The organism is Sediminibacterium sp. (assembly GCF_030695065.1).
Classification (GTDB): Bacteria; Bacteroidota; Bacteroidia; order Chitinophagales; family Chitinophagaceae; genus Sediminibacterium.
On the sequence record NZ_JAUYTR010000023.1, the window covers coordinates 631,075 to 648,162 of the forward strand.

General features: G+C 36.7%; 19 protein-coding genes. 4 read left to right on the forward strand and 15 right to left on the reverse strand.

All coding sequences use genetic code 11. From position 1 onward, the window contains the following. Position 1: 1 nt before the first annotated feature. A complete protein-coding gene (locus Q8S25_RS13550) occupies positions 2-655 on the reverse strand; it encodes a response regulator transcription factor (RefSeq protein ID WP_305538656.1) in 654 nt (217 codons plus the stop codon). A 274-nt stretch (positions 656-929) separates the two neighbouring features. Between Q8S25_RS13550 and Q8S25_RS13555 the strand changes: the two genes are divergently transcribed. Next, entirely contained in the window at positions 930-1,544 is a 615-nt protein-coding gene (locus Q8S25_RS13555) for an L-threonylcarbamoyladenylate synthase (RefSeq protein WP_305538658.1), read from the forward strand. Here Q8S25_RS13555 and Q8S25_RS13560 read toward each other — a convergent pair. Then, on the reverse strand, positions 1,541-2,140 hold the full coding sequence (locus tag Q8S25_RS13560; protein WP_305538660.1) for a ribonuclease HII: 600 nt from the start codon (positions 2,138-2,140) through the stop codon (positions 1,541-1,543). The genes Q8S25_RS13555 and Q8S25_RS13560 overlap by 4 nt on opposite strands. Positions 2,141-2,220: 80 nt before the next feature. On the opposite strand from Q8S25_RS13560, the gene Q8S25_RS13565 reads away from it, so the two are divergent. Further along, positions 2,221-3,282, forward strand: a complete 1,062-nt coding sequence (locus Q8S25_RS13565; RefSeq protein ID WP_305538662.1) for a COX15/CtaA family protein — start codon at positions 2,221-2,223, stop codon at positions 3,280-3,282. Between the two features lie 173 nt (positions 3,283-3,455). After that, positions 3,456-5,552, forward strand: a complete 2,097-nt coding sequence (locus Q8S25_RS13570) for a patatin-like phospholipase family protein (RefSeq protein WP_305538664.1) — start codon at positions 3,456-3,458, stop codon at positions 5,550-5,552. A 14-nt stretch (positions 5,553-5,566) separates the two neighbouring features. Here Q8S25_RS13570 and Q8S25_RS13575 read toward each other — a convergent pair whose 3' ends face one another. From Q8S25_RS13575 to Q8S25_RS13590, 4 genes are read right to left on the reverse strand one after another with little or no spacing between them, the layout of a single operon-like run. Beyond that, positions 5,567-6,475, reverse strand: coding sequence for a diacylglycerol kinase family protein (locus Q8S25_RS13575; RefSeq protein ID WP_305538666.1), 909 nt, complete (start codon positions 6,473-6,475; stop codon positions 5,567-5,569). 21 nt (positions 6,476-6,496) lie between these two features. Beyond that, positions 6,497-7,546, reverse strand: coding sequence for a 3-oxoacyl-ACP synthase III family protein (locus Q8S25_RS13580; RefSeq protein WP_305538668.1), 1,050 nt, complete (start codon positions 7,544-7,546; stop codon positions 6,497-6,499). A gap of 57 nt (positions 7,547-7,603) precedes the next feature. Then, positions 7,604-8,611: a carboxylesterase gene (locus tag Q8S25_RS13585; RefSeq protein WP_305538670.1), complete on the reverse strand. Its 1,008-nt coding sequence runs from the start codon at positions 8,609-8,611 to the stop codon at positions 7,604-7,606. A gap of 9 nt (positions 8,612-8,620) precedes the next feature. Continuing rightward, entirely contained in the window at positions 8,621-8,992 is a 372-nt protein-coding gene (locus Q8S25_RS13590) for a hypothetical protein (protein WP_305538672.1), read from the reverse strand. 168 nt (positions 8,993-9,160) lie between these two features. On the opposite strand from Q8S25_RS13590, the gene typA reads away from it, so the two are divergent. Beyond that, on the forward strand, positions 9,161-10,975 hold the full coding sequence (typA, locus tag Q8S25_RS13595) for a translational GTPase TypA (protein WP_295187034.1): 1,815 nt from the start codon (positions 9,161-9,163) through the stop codon (positions 10,973-10,975). 73 nt (positions 10,976-11,048) lie between these two features. On the opposite strand, the gene Q8S25_RS13600 is transcribed toward typA, so the two are convergent. From Q8S25_RS13600 to paaA, 9 genes are all read right to left on the reverse strand, one after another. Beyond that, positions 11,049-11,471 carry a hypothetical protein gene (locus Q8S25_RS13600; protein WP_305538674.1) on the reverse strand — a complete coding sequence of 141 codons (423 nt, stop codon included), beginning with the start codon at positions 11,469-11,471 and terminating at the stop codon, positions 11,049-11,051. Between the two features lie 158 nt (positions 11,472-11,629). After that, positions 11,630-12,634: a GTPase ObgE gene (gene obgE, locus Q8S25_RS13605; protein ID WP_305538676.1), complete on the reverse strand. Its 1,005-nt coding sequence runs from the start codon at positions 12,632-12,634 to the stop codon at positions 11,630-11,632. Positions 12,635-12,675: 41 nt separating this feature from the next. Continuing rightward, positions 12,676-13,269, reverse strand: a complete 594-nt coding sequence (locus Q8S25_RS13610) for a transferase hexapeptide repeat family protein (RefSeq protein WP_305538678.1) — start codon at positions 13,267-13,269, stop codon at positions 12,676-12,678. After that, positions 13,266-13,685: a hydroxyphenylacetyl-CoA thioesterase PaaI gene (paaI, locus tag Q8S25_RS13615; RefSeq protein WP_305538680.1), complete on the reverse strand. Its 420-nt coding sequence runs from the start codon at positions 13,683-13,685 to the stop codon at positions 13,266-13,268. The genes Q8S25_RS13610 and paaI overlap by 4 nt, the downstream gene beginning before the upstream one ends. Positions 13,686-13,701: 16 nt before the next feature. Beyond that, the gene (locus Q8S25_RS13620; RefSeq protein WP_305538682.1) at positions 13,702-14,478 is read right to left on the reverse strand and encodes an enoyl-CoA hydratase-related protein; all 777 of its coding nucleotides are present in this window, start codon (positions 14,476-14,478) and stop codon (positions 13,702-13,704) included. 9 nt (positions 14,479-14,487) lie between these two features. Next, positions 14,488-14,976 carry a 1,2-phenylacetyl-CoA epoxidase subunit PaaD gene (paaD, locus tag Q8S25_RS13625; RefSeq protein ID WP_305538683.1) on the reverse strand — a complete coding sequence of 163 codons (489 nt, stop codon included), beginning with the start codon at positions 14,974-14,976 and terminating at the stop codon, positions 14,488-14,490. Further along, positions 14,970-15,752: a 1,2-phenylacetyl-CoA epoxidase subunit PaaC gene (paaC, locus tag Q8S25_RS13630; protein ID WP_305538684.1), complete on the reverse strand. Its 783-nt coding sequence runs from the start codon at positions 15,750-15,752 to the stop codon at positions 14,970-14,972. The genes paaD and paaC overlap by 7 nt, the downstream gene beginning before the upstream one ends. Positions 15,753-15,760: 8 nt before the next feature. Then, positions 15,761-16,129: a 1,2-phenylacetyl-CoA epoxidase subunit PaaB gene (gene paaB / locus Q8S25_RS13635; RefSeq protein ID WP_371131615.1), complete on the reverse strand. Its 369-nt coding sequence runs from the start codon at positions 16,127-16,129 to the stop codon at positions 15,761-15,763. A 17-nt stretch (positions 16,130-16,146) separates the two neighbouring features. Continuing rightward, the gene (gene paaA, locus Q8S25_RS13640; RefSeq protein ID WP_305538685.1) at positions 16,147-17,088 is read right to left on the reverse strand and encodes a 1,2-phenylacetyl-CoA epoxidase subunit PaaA; all 942 of its coding nucleotides are present in this window, start codon (positions 17,086-17,088) and stop codon (positions 16,147-16,149) included.

The following is a 17,088-nucleotide window of genomic DNA, read 5'->3' on the forward strand; positions in this document are numbered from 1 at the left end:
ACTATAATTGGATAAGATTGTTTCTGAGTGCAAATAATACTAATCCAACTCTGTTGCTTACTTTAACTTTTTCAAATAAATTATCTCTATAACCATCAATAGTTCTAGGGCTCAAATTCATTTTCGCTGCAATTTCTTTTAATGTTAAGTCGGTGGCTAATAGTTTTAAGAAATCTTTTTCTCTCTCTGGAAGGTTCAAGAAAGTTTGGTATTCGTCATTGGGTTCTTCTACTCCATTTCTAATTGAATGAACCAAATTGTAACAGAGTAATTGATTAAAATATATGCCTTTATTGTAGAGTTCATTCAAAGCTCTATTCAACTCTTTTGGATCGGTGTCTTTGGTCATATAACCCATTGCTCCAAACTTCAACATCTTAATTACAGTACGCTCATCGTTTAGCATACTTAAAACCATTACTTTAATGTTGGGATGATTGCAGTATATCCATTCTGCTGTTTCAAAGCCGTTCATTACAGGCATAGTAACATCTAGCAAAACAATATCGGGTAAGTTGTTTGCATCTAGTTGTTCAATAAAATGACTCCCATTGTTGGCTTCGAATAAAACAGTAAAATTTCCAAAACCAGCAATAATTCCAGCGAGCCCATTCCTTAAAAGGACGTGGTCGTCTACCAAAACGATTTTCTTCATACAGTTGATTTAGTAAAATCGGGGGTATTACTAAACAGCAGTATGAAGTAACTAAATAATATTGAATAGAAATTATTAATTATACGATTTTTACACCGTTAAATCACGGTTTTTTTTGGCTAGAACTGCCCTAAATAGTTATTATTCCCTACGTTATTTTTATCCTCCATCTTCATAAAGGGTGACTACTTTGTAGAGATGTATTTTTTAACCAGGGGTTACAAACAAACAGAGGGCGGCTAAAACCGCCTTCCTTTTTTAAGTAACTTTATGTATGCTGCTTCACATTCATCCAGATAATCCCAATCCCCGTCATATTAAAACAGTGGTAGACTGTTTGTTATCTGGAGGGGTGATTATTTATCCAACCGATACCATTTATGGATTGGGTTGTGATATATTTCAACCAAAAGCAGTAGAAAGAATTGCAAGAATTAAACAGGTTGATCCGGCCAAAGCCCAACTCAGCTTCATTTGTAACGATTTAAGCGATTTGAGTAAGTATTGTAAAACCACCGATACCCCATTGTATCGTTTGCTAAAAAGTCATTTACCAGGACCTTACACATTTATTTTGCCAGCCAGCAAAGAAGTGCCCAAAATTCTGCAGAATAAAAAAAGTACCATTGGTCTTAGAATTCCAGATAATAATATTGCTAGAACAATAGTTTCAGAATTGGGTCATCCATTGTTGTCTGCGTCGCTTCCAGGCGAAATGGTAGAAGAATATACAGATCCAGATATTATGTACGAAAATTTTGAAAAACTCGTTGACATTGTAATTCATGGGGGTAATGGGGGAATGATACCCTCTACCATTATTGATTGCACCAAAGATCCATATGAGCTGGTGCGATTAGGCGCAGGCTCCTGGGATGAAGTTGGTTAAAACGGCATTTCCATTTGAGTAGGACTAATATTAAAACTTCTTCTATGGTGTTGGCAAAGCCCATTGGCTTCAATTGCCAACCGATGTTCTAATGTACCATAACCTTTATTACTGTTCCAACCGTATTGCGGAAACTGAGCATGAATTTTTTCCATATATGCATCTCTATAGGTTTTAGCAAGAATACTGGCTGCAGCTATAGATGCATACTTGCCATCACCTTTTACAATACATAAATGGGGAATTTTTTTATAGGCTGGAAATCGATTCCCATCAATCAATAAAAATTCAGGTTTTGTTTTTAGTTGATCAATCGCCATATGCATGGCTTTAAAACTGGCTTTCAAGATATTGATTCTATCAATTTCTTCTGCTTCTACACTTGCTACCGACCATGCAATGGCATTAGATTCAATCACTTCTCTTAAAATCTTGCGATGTTTAGGGCCTACCTGTTTACTATCATTTAACAAAGGATGTTTAAAGTTGATAGGTAAAATAACTGCAGCGGCAAACACAGGGCCAGCATAACAACCTCTTCCTGCTTCATCACAGCCTGCTTCAATTTGATTTTCTTGGTAAAAAGCGGGTAACATTTGGTAAAACTACTTAAACATCAATCAATTCCGAAGTTTGTGTGTTATACCTTTGTACAAACGCGGAAACAAACAGAAATATGATAGTAGTAGATCGTTCTAATAAGCAGGTAGCCATTTGGTTATTGATTGGTGTGGGAATGACCATCATTCAAATTGCATTGGGAGGAATAACCAGATTAACAGGAAGTGGATTATCTATTACGCAATGGGAAGTGATTACGGGTACATTGCCTCCATTAAACGAAGCAGCATGGTTAGCTGAATTTGCTAAATACAAACAGACTCCACAGTTTCAGTTATTAAATTTTGAATTTCAGTTAGACGATTTCAAATTCATTTTTTTCTGGGAGTGGTTCCATCGCTTATGGGCTAGGTTAATTGGATTGGTTTTTGCATTTGGATTTGCATGGTTCATCTTTAAGAAAGCATTTAAAAAAGAAATGGTGGGATCTTTATTGGTCTTGTTTCTCTTAGGTGCTCTACAAGGATTAGTGGGTTGGATCATGGTTGCGAGTGGATTAACAGGTGATGCGGTTTATGTAAAGCCCACTCGGTTAGCACTGCATTTTATTTTGGCCTTGGGTTTATTGAGTTATACTTATTGGTTTGCATTAAAATTATTGGTTCCTACTAATCATTTAGTGGTAAGTAAATTGTTGCGAAAACAAAATGTACTGTTGATTGGGTTATTAATACTTCAATTAATATATGGGGCTTTAATGGCAGGGCATAAAGCAGCCAATGTTGCAGCAACATGGCCTACTATTAATGGTGCATGGGTTCCAGATAATTTATTTAGTCATCAACCATTATTATTAAATTTTATTGATAATACCACATTAATACATTTTATACACAGAGGGTTAGCTTATTTGATTTTAGTGTTAATGATCTTATGGTCTATTAAATTATTTAAAGTAGCGAAAACGCCTACTTTGCTAACTGCTGCTAAGTTTCCTTTATTATTCACATTTCTTCAAGTAATATTAGGTATTGCTTCTGTTTTAACAAGTAGCACTATTGTGCCTGGTATTTGGGGAAGTTTTGAGTGGATGGCACAACTGCATCAACTCACAGGAATGTTATTATTACTATCATTAGTAACCATTTTATTTCTTGTTCGGCCTAAAATTTGCTAAATTTAAATAGCAACACAAAAACCATTATTGTGCTGCTTGTCCATTTAATGAAGCGATATCTGATAGGTTTTTGGTATTCATTCCCAATACAACTGTTGTTGTTGCATTTTCGTAGGTACCAGATATTTTTATTCTTTTGGTATATTTTATTTGCAACGGTTGGTGGTAGTTTCATGAAAACCTTTGGAGCATATTCATTATTTCTAGCGCCAGAATATTTTGGTAATATTAGCCCTTTAAGTACCGCCATAGTTGGTGTTACATCGGGTGTTTTTATGATGAGTTGGAATATTACCACATTTATTTTGAATAGTGGTCGAATTCAATTTTTGGCTACCACTGCACAACCGTTTTTAAAATACTGTATCAACAATGCTATTATTCCATTTTCCTTTTTAATATTTTATTTGGTTGAAGCGTACCAGTATACCATCAATCAGGAATTGTTTTTACTATCCGATTTTATTAAGCTTGCATTGGGTTATACAGGAGGATTTATACTATCAATTGCTTTTGCTTTTCTATATTTTTTTGGTGCTGATAAAAAAATTTACAGCACTATTTCTGCAACTATAACAGACGCCAATAAGCGTTACGATTTAATTCCTGACAAACACAAAGAGCCCGATTTAAAACAAGATTTAAGAGTTGATTGGTTTTTTAGTGCTGCATTTAAATTACGTAAACCAAGAAATGTAAAACATTACAATCCTGATTTTTTAGAAGCTGTTTTTAACCGACATCATTTTGCAGCCATTATTGCCATCATGATTGCATTTGTTTTTTTAATCTTAGTAGGATTTAGTTCTGATACTAAATTGTTTCAACTACCAGCAGCATCAAGTATTACGTTGTTGCTAGCTATTTTAATTGCTGCATCGGGGGCACTCACATTATTTTTACGCTCTTATACATTTGTTACTGTTATTGCGGCATATTTATTAGCCAATATTTTATACCAATATGAAATCATTGATCCTAGAAACAAAGCATACGGATTAGATTATGCCAAGGGCTCGGGAAGGCCCGAATATACCAGAGAATCAATACAACATTTAGCATCTATAGATTCTGTAGAAAAAGACAAAGCTGCTTTTTTAGAAATACTCAATAATTGGAAGGCTCAACAGGGTCAAGAAAAGCCCATTATGTACATCATTAATACCAGTGGTGGCGGAACCAGAAGTGCTACTTTTACAATGAATACCCTGCAATATTTGGATAGTATAATGCAGGGGAAACTCATGAAAAAGACCTTGTTGATTAATGGGGCTTCGGGTGGTATGTTGGGGGCAGTATATTTTAGGGAATTGTACCATGAAAAGATTAAAGGCAACCCTATTAATTTGCAGGACAAGCAGTATGTAAACAATATTTCTAAAGATTTATTAAGCCCATTATTTTCCTCTTTCTTAACAAGAGATATGTTGGGTCCTGCACAAAAATTCACCACAAATGGGTTTGAGTATGTAAAAGATAGGGGGTATGCATTTGAAGAGAAACTAAAAGAGAATACTGGTGGAATTATGCATAAAAGAGTTCGTGATTATGAGCAGGCGGAAGCAACAGCCACCATTCCCTCCGTTTTCTTTAATTCGGTGATAACTCGTGATGGCCGAAAAATGATTATTGCTTCTAGGCCAGTTCGTTTTTTAATGCGACCAGTATCAGATACCACCAATATCATGTCTTTTGATCCTGATGCAATCGATTTCAATAGCTTTTTATATAATCAAAAAAGCAACGATATTAATTTATTATCAGCGCTTAGAATGAATGCAACATTTCCTTATGTTTTGCCCAATGTATGGTTGCCAACCAATCCGGTTATTGATGTAATGGACGCTGGTTTAAGAGACAATTATGGCCAAGAATCTGCACTAAGATTTATTTCTGTATTTAAAGATTGGCTACAAGCAAATACAGCTAAAGTAATTTTAATTCAGATACGTGATAGAAGTTTAAGTGATTGGGATAAACCATTGGAAAGTAATTCATTGATTGGTTTTTTAACCAAGCCTTTTTTAATATTACAAAATAATTGGTTCAAGATTCAAGACTATTATCAGCATGACCAATTGGATTATTTGCATAAAGCATATGGAAATAATTTTTATCGATTCTCCTTTCAATATATACCATCAAAAAAAGAAGCTCCAGCTAGTTTAAGCTTTCACTTAACCGCAGCTGAAAAACGTGATATTGCACAAGCGGTCAACAATCCCTTGAATCAACAAGAGTTTGAACGATTGCAACAAGTTATAAAATAGGATAAAAATGGGTATTATTTCCCTTTAGTCTTAATTAGCAAAAATGCTTTTGGTATAATTTCTACTTGCAATTCTTCAACCGCATCTCTTGGCTCTCCATCAATATGTAATGGTGCTAATTTAGGATTCTTGATATGCAACGAAGGGGTTTGAAAATAAAGAATATTTTTAGTGCTCATGTCTTCAACCAGTTGTTGTACTTTATTATTTCCGCGCATCTGTCTTAAAATGGCAAAAGGCAATTTGGCCTTGTTCATTTTCTGAACAATTACAATATCTAATAATCCATCCGATAAGCTGGCTTGAGGTGCTATGATGGCGTTGTTTCCAAATTGATTGCTATTGGCGATACTGATAAAAAAGGCATCTGTGAAAAAAGAAAAGTTATCCAATACAATTTCAAATTGATACGGATTTGCTTTAAAAAATTGAATAATGCTTTGTTGTGTATAAGTGAATAATCCCCTTGAAGATTTTTGCGCAAAGTCATGCGCAACTTGTGCATCAAATCCCATTCCACTCAGCATACATGCATACGCGCCATTCACAGTAAATGCATCTACTGCTTCTGCATGTCCTTTAAAAATTAATTCTATGGCAGCTTTCATGCTAGTAGGAATACCCGCTGCACGGGCAAGGCCATTCCCAGATCCTACAGGTATGATTCCAAAATGTACTCCTGTGTCTCTTAATGCTCCAGTTACCTGATTCACTGTACCATCACCCCCTAATATTACAACATCGGTAAAATGTTCTTTTACTATATGCTCTCTTAAGAATTCATAGTCACCACCAGCATTGGTATGAAATACGCGGTATTCAATACCTTTTGCAGCAGTCACTTTTTCAACCAGCTCTCTGATTTTATCTTTTTTTGATGTACCAGATATTGGGTTGATTAAATAAATAATTTTTCTTGTCATGGAATTCGTTCCTCGGTATTGCTACCATTTCATTAATGCACTAGCCCAAGTAAACCCGCTACCAAAAGCAGCTAAGCAAACTAAGTCTCCTTCTTTTATCATTCCTTTTTCCCAAGCTTCACAAAGCGCTATCGGAATGGACGCAGCTGTTGTATTACCATAGTTCATGATATTATTATAAACCTGGTGGTCTTGTAATTTTAATTTCTGTTGTACAAATTGACTAATGCGTAAATTGGCTTGATGTGGAATCAGCATACTAATATCAGTAGACTGGTATCCATTTTTTGCCAATGATTCCATTATTACTTCTGGAAACTTCACTACTGCTTTTTTAAATACAGCAGGACCATCCATGTAAGGGAAATTTTGTGCGTTGTCAATCATTTGATGACTCATAAACATTTGAGAAATTTCTGCGTCATCAAAACTTGCATAGTCTTTAGTACCCCAATGATTGGCATGTGAACCAGGATTGTACATGGCTAAAATTTCTGCAGATTCACCATCACTATGCAAATGGGTACTCAAAATTCCTTGTCCTTCCTTTTCGGCGGGTTGTAATACTACCGCCCCTGCGCCATCTCCAAAAATCACCGATAAGTTTCTGCCGCGGGTAGAAAAGTCTAAACCAAAAGAATGCTTTTCGCTACCTATCACTAATATGTTCTTATACATTCCGGTTTTAATAAATTGATCGGCCACACTTAATGCGTAAACAAAACCACTACATTGATTTCTAACATCTAATGCACCAATCTCTTTCATTTTCATAGCTCGTTGCACTAATACGCCGCAACCTGGAAAATAATAATCTGGAGAAAGTGTTGCAAAAATGATGAAGTCTATGTCTTGTGCTGTAATCCCTGCTCTCTCAATCGCTATTTTAGCCGCTTCCACTCCCATGGTAGTAGTGGTTTCTTCGGTTCTATGTGCGTACCTGCGTTCTTTAATACCCGTTCTTTCTTGAATCCACTCATCGTTGGTTTCCATGTATTTAGTGAGATCGTTATTCGTAACAACATTAGAAGGTACATACATGCCGATTCCGGCAATTTTACTCAATGGCATATGCAAGCAAATTTGAAGGTTAAAGTTAATGAATCTTTACGGTAGGTCTGTGAAGGATCAGTTAATGCTGTTGATTGGTTTTAACTGAAGCACGCCATTTAGAAATTGCGCTGTTTCTTTTTGTACCGTAATAATATCTTTAGATTGAATAGGAGATGCCATTACATGATTTCCTGAATTAGGAATAGAAACCATTTTTTTCTTTTCTGATGCAGTATTCACTTGTAAAAACATTGCTTTCATTGCAGCTACACTTACTACAGGGTCTTGCTCTTTTTCATTTTTATAATAATACAATACCAAAAGTGGTTGTTTCACTTTAGTAAAATGCTCTTTGGTCATGGCGGTCTCTAATAGTTCTTCCAATTGTACAGTAGCTTCTAATCTATACTTGGTATTCCAATATTGTTCGTATAAAGGGTGGTCCTTTTTTACGCCCATATAGTTTGAGCCTTTTACTAATCTCGCAATTTGTAATCCCCATGGATTATTTAATAACCATGCATTGGGATCTTTAATAGCAATATTAGGAGAATATAAAACCAAGCCTGCAATCTCAGGATACATCGCAGCCAATTGTAAAGCAAGTGTACCACCTGTAGAAGTGCCCATTAAAATTACTTTTTCACCCAATTGTTTGCCAATGGCATACGCTTCTTTTGCAGACTCAAATAAACTTTCAGCAGTCATATTAATCAACGCATCTGTGGTATCAATACCATGTTCAGACAAACGTGCCAAATACAAATTGCATCCAAATTCTTTTGCAATATTCTGGTGCACTGGATTGCCCTCTTCTTGGCTGGCACTGAAACCATGTAAGTAAACAATGGCGTAAGGAGTTTTCTGTTTTGAACTATCGTTGGCCCAAACAATTCTTGCTTCATTGTTTGGTCGGGTATTGTGCTTTTTTTCGTTGGTGTAAATATAATCCACTAACTCAGCCGGGTTGCTAGGAATAGTCGGAAGGGTTGAAGTATAAACTGGGGTAGATGGAGTAGGACCAACAAAATATACAAGACCCAATACCAATACAATACCTAATAACCATTTTAATATGCGCATAAACTAGAATTAAACATTTTTAAGATACCAAGCCCAAGCCATTAAAAGGGGCTGTAAAATCAGGAGTCTTACCCATCCAATCATTGGGGTCATTTGAAAACTTCCTATTTTAAAGTGTCCCAATTGAATCATATAAATATGAGCGGGTATAAAAGCAATTAGCATAGCAATAATCCCATAAATAGCCCAATTTCTGGTAGCGGAAAAGCATAATCCAATAGCCAACACTATTTCGGCAATGCCAGCCAGTATATTTAAAGTAGCAGCCCATTTATGCAAATACGGTGGAAAAAAGGTCGTATAAAAGCCAGGATTCTTAAAATGATAGAATCCTGCAAACAAGTAAAATGCAACCATTATGATTAATAATAACCCTTTCATTGGCATAGCGTTAAAATAAAATTAGGGTTTATTGTGCATCCTCCATAGTATAGTTAACAGAATAATGACCCTTATTTACTTGCTGCCCCACGTTAAAGCCGTACCTTTGCCGCTCAAATAAACAGTATGAATCATCTAATTGATTGATACTGAGTCAAATACACAATAATGGAAATAAGAAACATTGCCATCATCGCACACGTTGACCATGGCAAAACAACTTTAGTAGACCGAATTTTAGGAGCCACTAAAGTATTTAGAGACAACCAGGATGCTGGTGAGTTAATTATGGACAGCAATGATTTAGAAAGAGAGCGTGGAATCACCATCTTTAGTAAAAACGCTGCAGTAACCTATAAAGACTATAAAATCAATGTTATTGATACTCCAGGTCACAGTGATTTCGGTGGTGAAGTAGAGCGCGTATTGAAAATGGCCGATGGGGTTATTTTATTGGTGGATGCTTTTGAAGGACCAATGCCTCAAACTCGTTTTGTATTACAGAAAGCATTGCAATTGAACTTGCATCCTATAGTGGTAATTAATAAAGTAGATAAGCCCAACTGTAGACCAGACGAGGTACACGATGCGGTTTTTGAATTATTCTTCAACTTAGACGCAACAGAAGAGCAATTAAATTTCCCTACTTTTTATGGTAGTGGAAAGAACGGTTGGTTCAATGATAGCTTAACACAAACAGAAGACATATTCCCTTTAATGGATGGTATCATTAAATATGTACCAGCTCCTAAAGTAAATGAGGGAACCCTTCAATTACAAATTACCTCATTAGACTATTCTTCTTTCTTAGGTAGAATAGCCATTGGTAAAGTAACCAGAGGTTCAATTAAAGAAGGACAACAAATTGCATTGGTTCAAGCAGATGGTACTTTCAAGAAAATGAAAGTAAAAGAATTGTATGTGTTTGAAGGAATGGGCAAGCGTAAGGTAACAGAAGTTTTATCTGGAGACCTTTGTGCAGTAGTAGGATTAGAAGAGTTCAATATTGGAGATACCATTGCAGATATCGAAAACCCAGAAGGTTTGCCCATCATTAGTGTAGATGAGCCTACCATGAGTATGACATTCAGCATTAATAACTCACCATTCTTTGGTAGAGATGGTAAGTTTGTTACTTCACGTCACTTACGTGATCGTTTAATGAAAGAGACCGAAAAGAACTTGGCATTAAGAGTAGAAGATACCGACAGTGCAGATAGTTTCTTAGTATTTGGTAGAGGTATTTTGCACTTAGGCGTATTGGTTGAAACCATGCGTAGAGAAGGATATGAATTAACGGTAGGTAATCCACAGGTGTTGGTTAAAACCATTGATGGTAAAAAACATGAGCCTTATGAGAACCTAGTAGTAGATGTGCCTTCAGAATACAGCGGTAAAGTAATTGACTTAGTAACCCAGCGTAAAGGTGAAATGCAAATCATGGAGTCGAAGGGCGAAATGCAACACCTTGAATTTGAAATACCTTCAAGAGGGTTGATTGGTTTACGTTCTCAAATGCTTACTGGTACTGCTGGAGAAGCGGTTATGGCACATCGTTTTATTGATTACAAACCTTGGAAAGGGCCAATTCCAGGAAGAAGCAATGGTGTATTAATTGCGAAGTTCCAAGGAGTAACTACTGCCTATTCAATTGATAAATTACAAGATCGCGGATCTTTCTTTGTTGATCCAGGAGATGAAGTATATGTAGGACAAATTATTGCAGAACATATTAAGCCAGGAGATTTAAATGTGAATGCAGTGGAAATGAAAAAACTCACTAACCACCGTGCAAGCGGAAGTGATGATGCAGTTAGAATTGTTCCCAAGTTGCAATTTACTTTAGAAGAGTGTATGGAATATATTCAACAAGATGAGTGTATTGAAGTAACTCCTAAGAATATTCGTATGCGTAAATCTATTTTAGATGAGAACGAACGTTCTAAAGTTTCTAAGAGTATGAAATCTGAAGCAGTAGGATAATTACTTATTGTTACAATAAATAAAAAGAGGCACTCATATGAGTGCCTCTTTTTTGTTTGATAAATTAGTTAAATTAATTTTTGCTAATTACAGCGTTTTCGAAGCTGATGGTTTCAAAGCTTACATTGTACTGCTCAGATTTTTTTGATTTTACTTCTTCAATTACAAAAGATAATTTACTTGATTCGTCTTTTGGAAATTTAAAAGTCTTGCTGAAATCTTTGTCAGCATAATTGCCTTTGAAAATCATTTCATTGTTGGCATCTGTAATAATTAGGTTAAATGATGCACCCGTTGGGTTGCTGAATTTTACCTGAATCGTGTGTAATTGATTTTTATCAATACCATTGTACTTTACTTCTGCTTTGCTCTTAGTAGATATATCATAAGCTCTTACAGGAGATACAGACGCGTTGGCCGATAAAAACATCAATGAAGACACCACAGATCCAAAAACGATTCTCTTAACACTGGTAACGATTGTTTGCTTTTTCATACTTTTCAAATTTTACTGTGAGTAATAGATTCTTCTCAAATGGCAACAGCAAACGAAAAAGCTTAGTGTACACTATACACATTAATACAGAAAGGGCTAAAAAGTAACCCACAAAAATTAATTTTTAGCTTAAGTAGTTGAAAATGAATAAGTTAAATTTATTTAACTGGCTTGTTCAAAGTCTCCCAAAGTAGGTCTTTCAACTCGGTCAAGCCTTTATTGGTGACTGAAGAAATGAATACATGTGGAATATTAGATGGTAATTCTTTACTGATGGCTTCTTTTAATTCATCGTCTAACATATCGCTTTTACTAATAGCGATGATGAAATCTTTCTGCAACATTTCCTCATTGTAATTCTTCAATTCTTGACGTAGAATCTCAAATTCTTTACCATGGTCATTGCTGTCTGCTGGAATTAAAAATAATAAAACAGAGTTGCGTTCAATATGTCTTAAAAAACGGTGTCCCAATCCTTTTCCTTCTGCAGCGCCTTCAATAATTCCCGGTAAATCGGCAATGCAAAATGATTTTGAATCGCGGTATTCTACCATACCTAATTGTGGAATCAACGTAGTAAATGCGTAGTTGGCAATTTTTGGTTTAGCGGCGGTTATTGACGACAGTAAAGTAGATTTTCCTGCATTTGGAAATCCTACCAAACCCACGTCTGCCAATACTTTCAGCTCAATATTTTTCCAACCTTCTATGCCAGGTTCTCCTGGTTGTGCATGGTCGGGTGCTTGGTTAGTTGGGGTAGCAAAATTGCCATTACCCAACCCACCTCTACCACCACGCATCCAAATATATTCTTGCCCTTCTTCTAAAATTTCGGCTTCAATTTTTCCGGTCTCTTCATCTCTTGCAACAGTGCCTAATGGAACATCAATGATAATATCTTTTCCATCTCGTCCGGTACAATTGTCTTTACTACCGTTTTCTCCATTTTCGGCTAACACGTTTTTGAAATACCTCAAGTGTAATAAAGTCCAAAGATTACTATTCCCTCTTAAGATAATATGACCACCGCGGCCTCCATCGCCTCCATCAGGTCCACCCATTGCAGTTAATTTATTGCGCATAAAATGCCTAACACCTGCGCCACCGAGACCACTGCGGGCAAAAATTCTGATATAGTCTATGAAGTTATTCCTTTCCGACACTTGAATGATTTAGCTGCAAAGATACAACATTGCAAATTGTGCTACTTTTTCAAGGTATTCCAGGTTGCATAAAGCGTTTCTTGTTCGGGCCTATCTGCGGGTACACTTTGTAAAGGTTCACATTCTGCTGAAAATGTTTGCATGTCTTTGGGAAGTTGCTGGTATAATTGGGTACCCTTAGTTTTCCAAGCAATCATTTCATCGGATACTTGCTTAATTATTTTTGCCGGGTTTCCTGCAATCAACGAACGAGTAGGGTATTGTTCATCTGCCTTTATAAAACTCATGGCACCAACAATACATTCATCTTCGAGCACTACATTGTCCATGATAACGGAGTTCATGCCAACCAAACAATTGCGACCAATGATAGCTCCGTGAATCACTGCACCATGTCCAATATGTGCATTTTCTTTAAGTAATACTGTAGTACCTGGAAACATATGTAGGGTACAATTCTCTTGCACATTACAACCGTCTTCAATAATAATGGCACCCCAATCACCTCTGATAGCTGCACCTGGTCCTATGTAAACATTTTTTCCAATAATCACATTGCCTGTTACAGCAGCTTGAGGATGAACAAACGAGCTTTCGTGTACTACCGGTATAAATCCCTTAAATGAATATATCATATAGTTGCTTTTACAACTGGTTTGCCCGTTCTAAAACAGTTGCCTTTAAAAATAGACACCAATTGTTCGTGTTGATTCAAAATGGTTATTTGATACAACCCTGTTGATCTACCATTGTGTAATTCTTTTGCTTCTGCAATCAACGTGTCGCCTACATGAACAGGTTTTAAAAAATTGATAGACGTATCTAATGCAACCGATAAATTATTTCTGTTATTGCAAGCAAAAGCAAATGCACTATCCGAAAATGCAAAAGCAATGCCGCCATGCACTATGCCTAAGCCATTCAACATTTCGGGTCTTACTTGCATTTTTATTTTGCTATATCCTTCTTTTATTTCTAACACTTCTATTCCTAACCACTGCGAAAACAAATCTGCTTTCATTATTTCATCAACAATATATTGTGGTGTCATGGTAAAAATTTTAAGGTTATTGTCCTTTGTATTGAGGCGCTCTTTTAGCTAAGAATGCATCTACGCCTTCTTTAAAATCTGCAGTGGCTGCTGCTTTTTGTTGTAAGCCATCTTCTAATGCTAGTTGTGCAGTGATATCATTGGTAGCAGAAGCATTGAGTGCTTCTTTAATATACCCCAATGCTTTGGTAGGCATTTGTGCCAACTGCAGGGCCAATTTTTTACTCTCTGTTTCAAAAGATTCGTCTTCAAAAACTTTGTATAACATGCCCATTTGCAAAGCATCTGCTGCAGTTACTTTATCACCCAGTAACATGAGTGCACTGGCTCTTTGAAAACCAATCAGTCTAGGTAAGGTATACGTTCCACCACTATCTGGAATCAATCCAATTTTAGAAAATGCTTGAATAAAAGAAGCAGAAGATTTACTGACTACTACATCACAAGCAAAAGCAATATTAGCGCCTGCACCTGCGGCAACGCCATTTACTGCTGCTACTACCGGCTTTGCTATATCTCTAAGTCTTTGTACTATAGGATTGTAATGCTCACTTAGAATCCGCTGCATTCCTGGTCCTTCTGGATCTACCACTTCTGCCAAATCTTGTCCTGCACAAAATCCTTTTCCTGCGCCAGTTAAATAAATGGCTCTGATGTTTTCATCAATGGCGCATTGGTCTAAAATGGTTTGCAATTGCAAAGCCATTGCTCTGTTAAAAGAATTCAATTTATCGGGTCTGTTCATGGTAATAAAAGCAACACCTGATTCAATGGTAAATAATATTGAGTCCATAAAAATGAATTAATGACATTTAAAATAGTCGAAGGGCTCTTTGCACTCTTCGCATTTATACAAAGCCTTGCAAGCAGTACTTCCAAATTGTGATACTAATACAGTATGAGTAGAATTGCACTGCGGACAAGGCACTATTAAATTGTCTAAATAGGTTTGGTCAAAACTTTTTCCAATAGGAGGAGCAATGCCGTATGCTTTTAATTGCTGTTTCCCATTTTCGGTCATCCAATCGGTAGTCCATGCAGGAGATAAAATAGTTTGAATTGTCGTTTGGTAGCCTGCAGCATTCAATGCCATTTTAATATGCATCGATATCATGTCCATTGCTGGGCAACCAGTGTAAGTAGGTGTGATGGTAACCCTTACTTGCTGTTCTTCTAATTCAACAGCCCTAATCACCCCTAAATCTACTACAGACAATACAGGCACTTCTGGATCTTTAACAGTTTCCAGAATTTTCCAGATGGCATTGGTGGCAATTGTATTGTTTACCATTCGCTATTGGGGTATGCTCTTTGTAAGTATTGCATTTCTGCTAAAATATATCCAAGGTGTTCTGTATGCATTCCATCTGGGCCTCCTTTTTGTACAAATGTTTTCGAAGGAATGTTTAGTCCTGCTTCTTCAAAAACAGCTGAAACTTTTTTGTTCCATGCAGCTTGAATAGCTGCATAATTTAAACAGGCCGCTGTAGCATAGTCTGGTTGTATAAAAAGCTCACCTGTGTAAGCCCAAATAGCTTCAATAGCCACTTGCATTCTTTGTTTACTTTCTTCAGTTCCATCACCCAATCTTAGTACCCAATCTTGACTCCATTTTACATGGTAGCTGACTTCTTTTATTGATTTCTCTGCAATAGCTGCCACTTGCGCATCGGTGTGTTGCAATAATTGTGTAAACAATTGCAATTCAAATTCACTTAATAAATATAATCGTAGGGTGGTATATGCCCAATCTCCATTGGGTATTTCTGTAATCAATAAATTCTTGAACTCACGCACATCTCTTAAATAAGCCAAACTGTCTTCTGTTGCAGGCAACACCATATTGTTTCCAGTTTGATTTATAGTTATATCTGTAGGGTGCTGATTAATGAGTTGGGCTGCGTGCTGATAAAAATTTCTAGCCTGGCCAATATAGTCTAAAGCAATATTGGTGATGGCAATATCTTGTTCTAATATAGGACCATGTCCACACCATTCACTATTGCGATGCCCAATAATTAATGCATTGTCTGCTAAGTGAAGTAAAAAATCAATCTCGTTTTTCATAGTCGCCATTACATGTATTTTACTTCCTCTGGTAAATCATAAAAAGTGGGATGTCTATATGCTTTATCATTGGCTGGATCATATAAGGATCCGGCTTCGTCTGGATTGCTTGCATGTATGTATTTACTCTCTACTACCCAAAGACTAACTCCCTCCATTCTTCTTGTATAAACATCTCTGGCATTTTCAATGGCCATTGCTGCATCTGCAGCGTGCAAGCTTCCTGCATGCTTATGATCTAAGCCTTGTTTGCTTCTGATGAATACTTCCCATAAAGGCCATTCAGCAATGTTTTGTTGTGTGGTTGAAATATCGGCTGCTCCGTTTTTACTTTCACCGTAGTCGCCGTAATAAAGTTTATTTATTTGAAAGCTCATATTGATTCGTTTTAAGGTTAAGCAGCAACTTGTTTTTGTTTGGCTTTTTTATTGGCATAAGCTAATGCAGCATCTCTAACCCAAGCACCTTCCTCCCATGCTTTTTTGCGCGCATCTAATCGTTCTTTATTACATGGTCCATTGCCTTGCACTACTTGCCAAAACTCATCCCAGTTAATTGGCCCGAAATCGTAATGGCCTCTTTCTTCATTCCATTTTAAATCTTTATCTGGTAGTGTAAAGCCCAATACTTTTACTTGCTCTGCACAAACGTCTACAAATTTTTGTCTGAGTTCGTCGTTGCTAAAACGTTTGATTTTCCATTTCATACTTTGAATGCTGTTGGGGCTTTCGTCGTCTTTAGGACCAAACATCATTAAGCTAGGCCACCACCATCTATTGATAGCATCTTGAGCCATTTTCCGTTGTGCTTCGGTACCCTTACTTAATACATATAGTATTTCAAATCCTTGGCGTTGATGAAAACTTTCTTCTTTACAAACGCGTACCATGGCTCTTGCATAAGGTCCAAAACTGCTTCTGCACAAAGGCACTTGGTTCATGATGGCTGCACCATCTACCAACCAACCTACTACACCCATATCTGCCCAACTAAGGGTGGGGTAATTAAAGATGGATGAGTATTTTGCTTTTCCAGTATGCAATTGATCATACATCTGGTCTCTGCTAATGCCCAATGTTTCAGCAGCACTGTATAAGTACAAACCATGTCCTGCTTCGTCTTGAACTTTAGCAATTAAAATGGCTTTTCTGCGCAATGATGGGGCCCTGGTAATCCAATTACCCTCGGGCAACATACCAATGATTTCACTATGCGCATGTTGACTAATCTGTCTAATTAATGTTTGCCTGTATTTTTCTGGCATCCAGTCTTTTGGCTCAATTCTTACTTCACGATCAATCTTGTCTTGAAAGATTTGTTCAAATGCTTGTTCCAT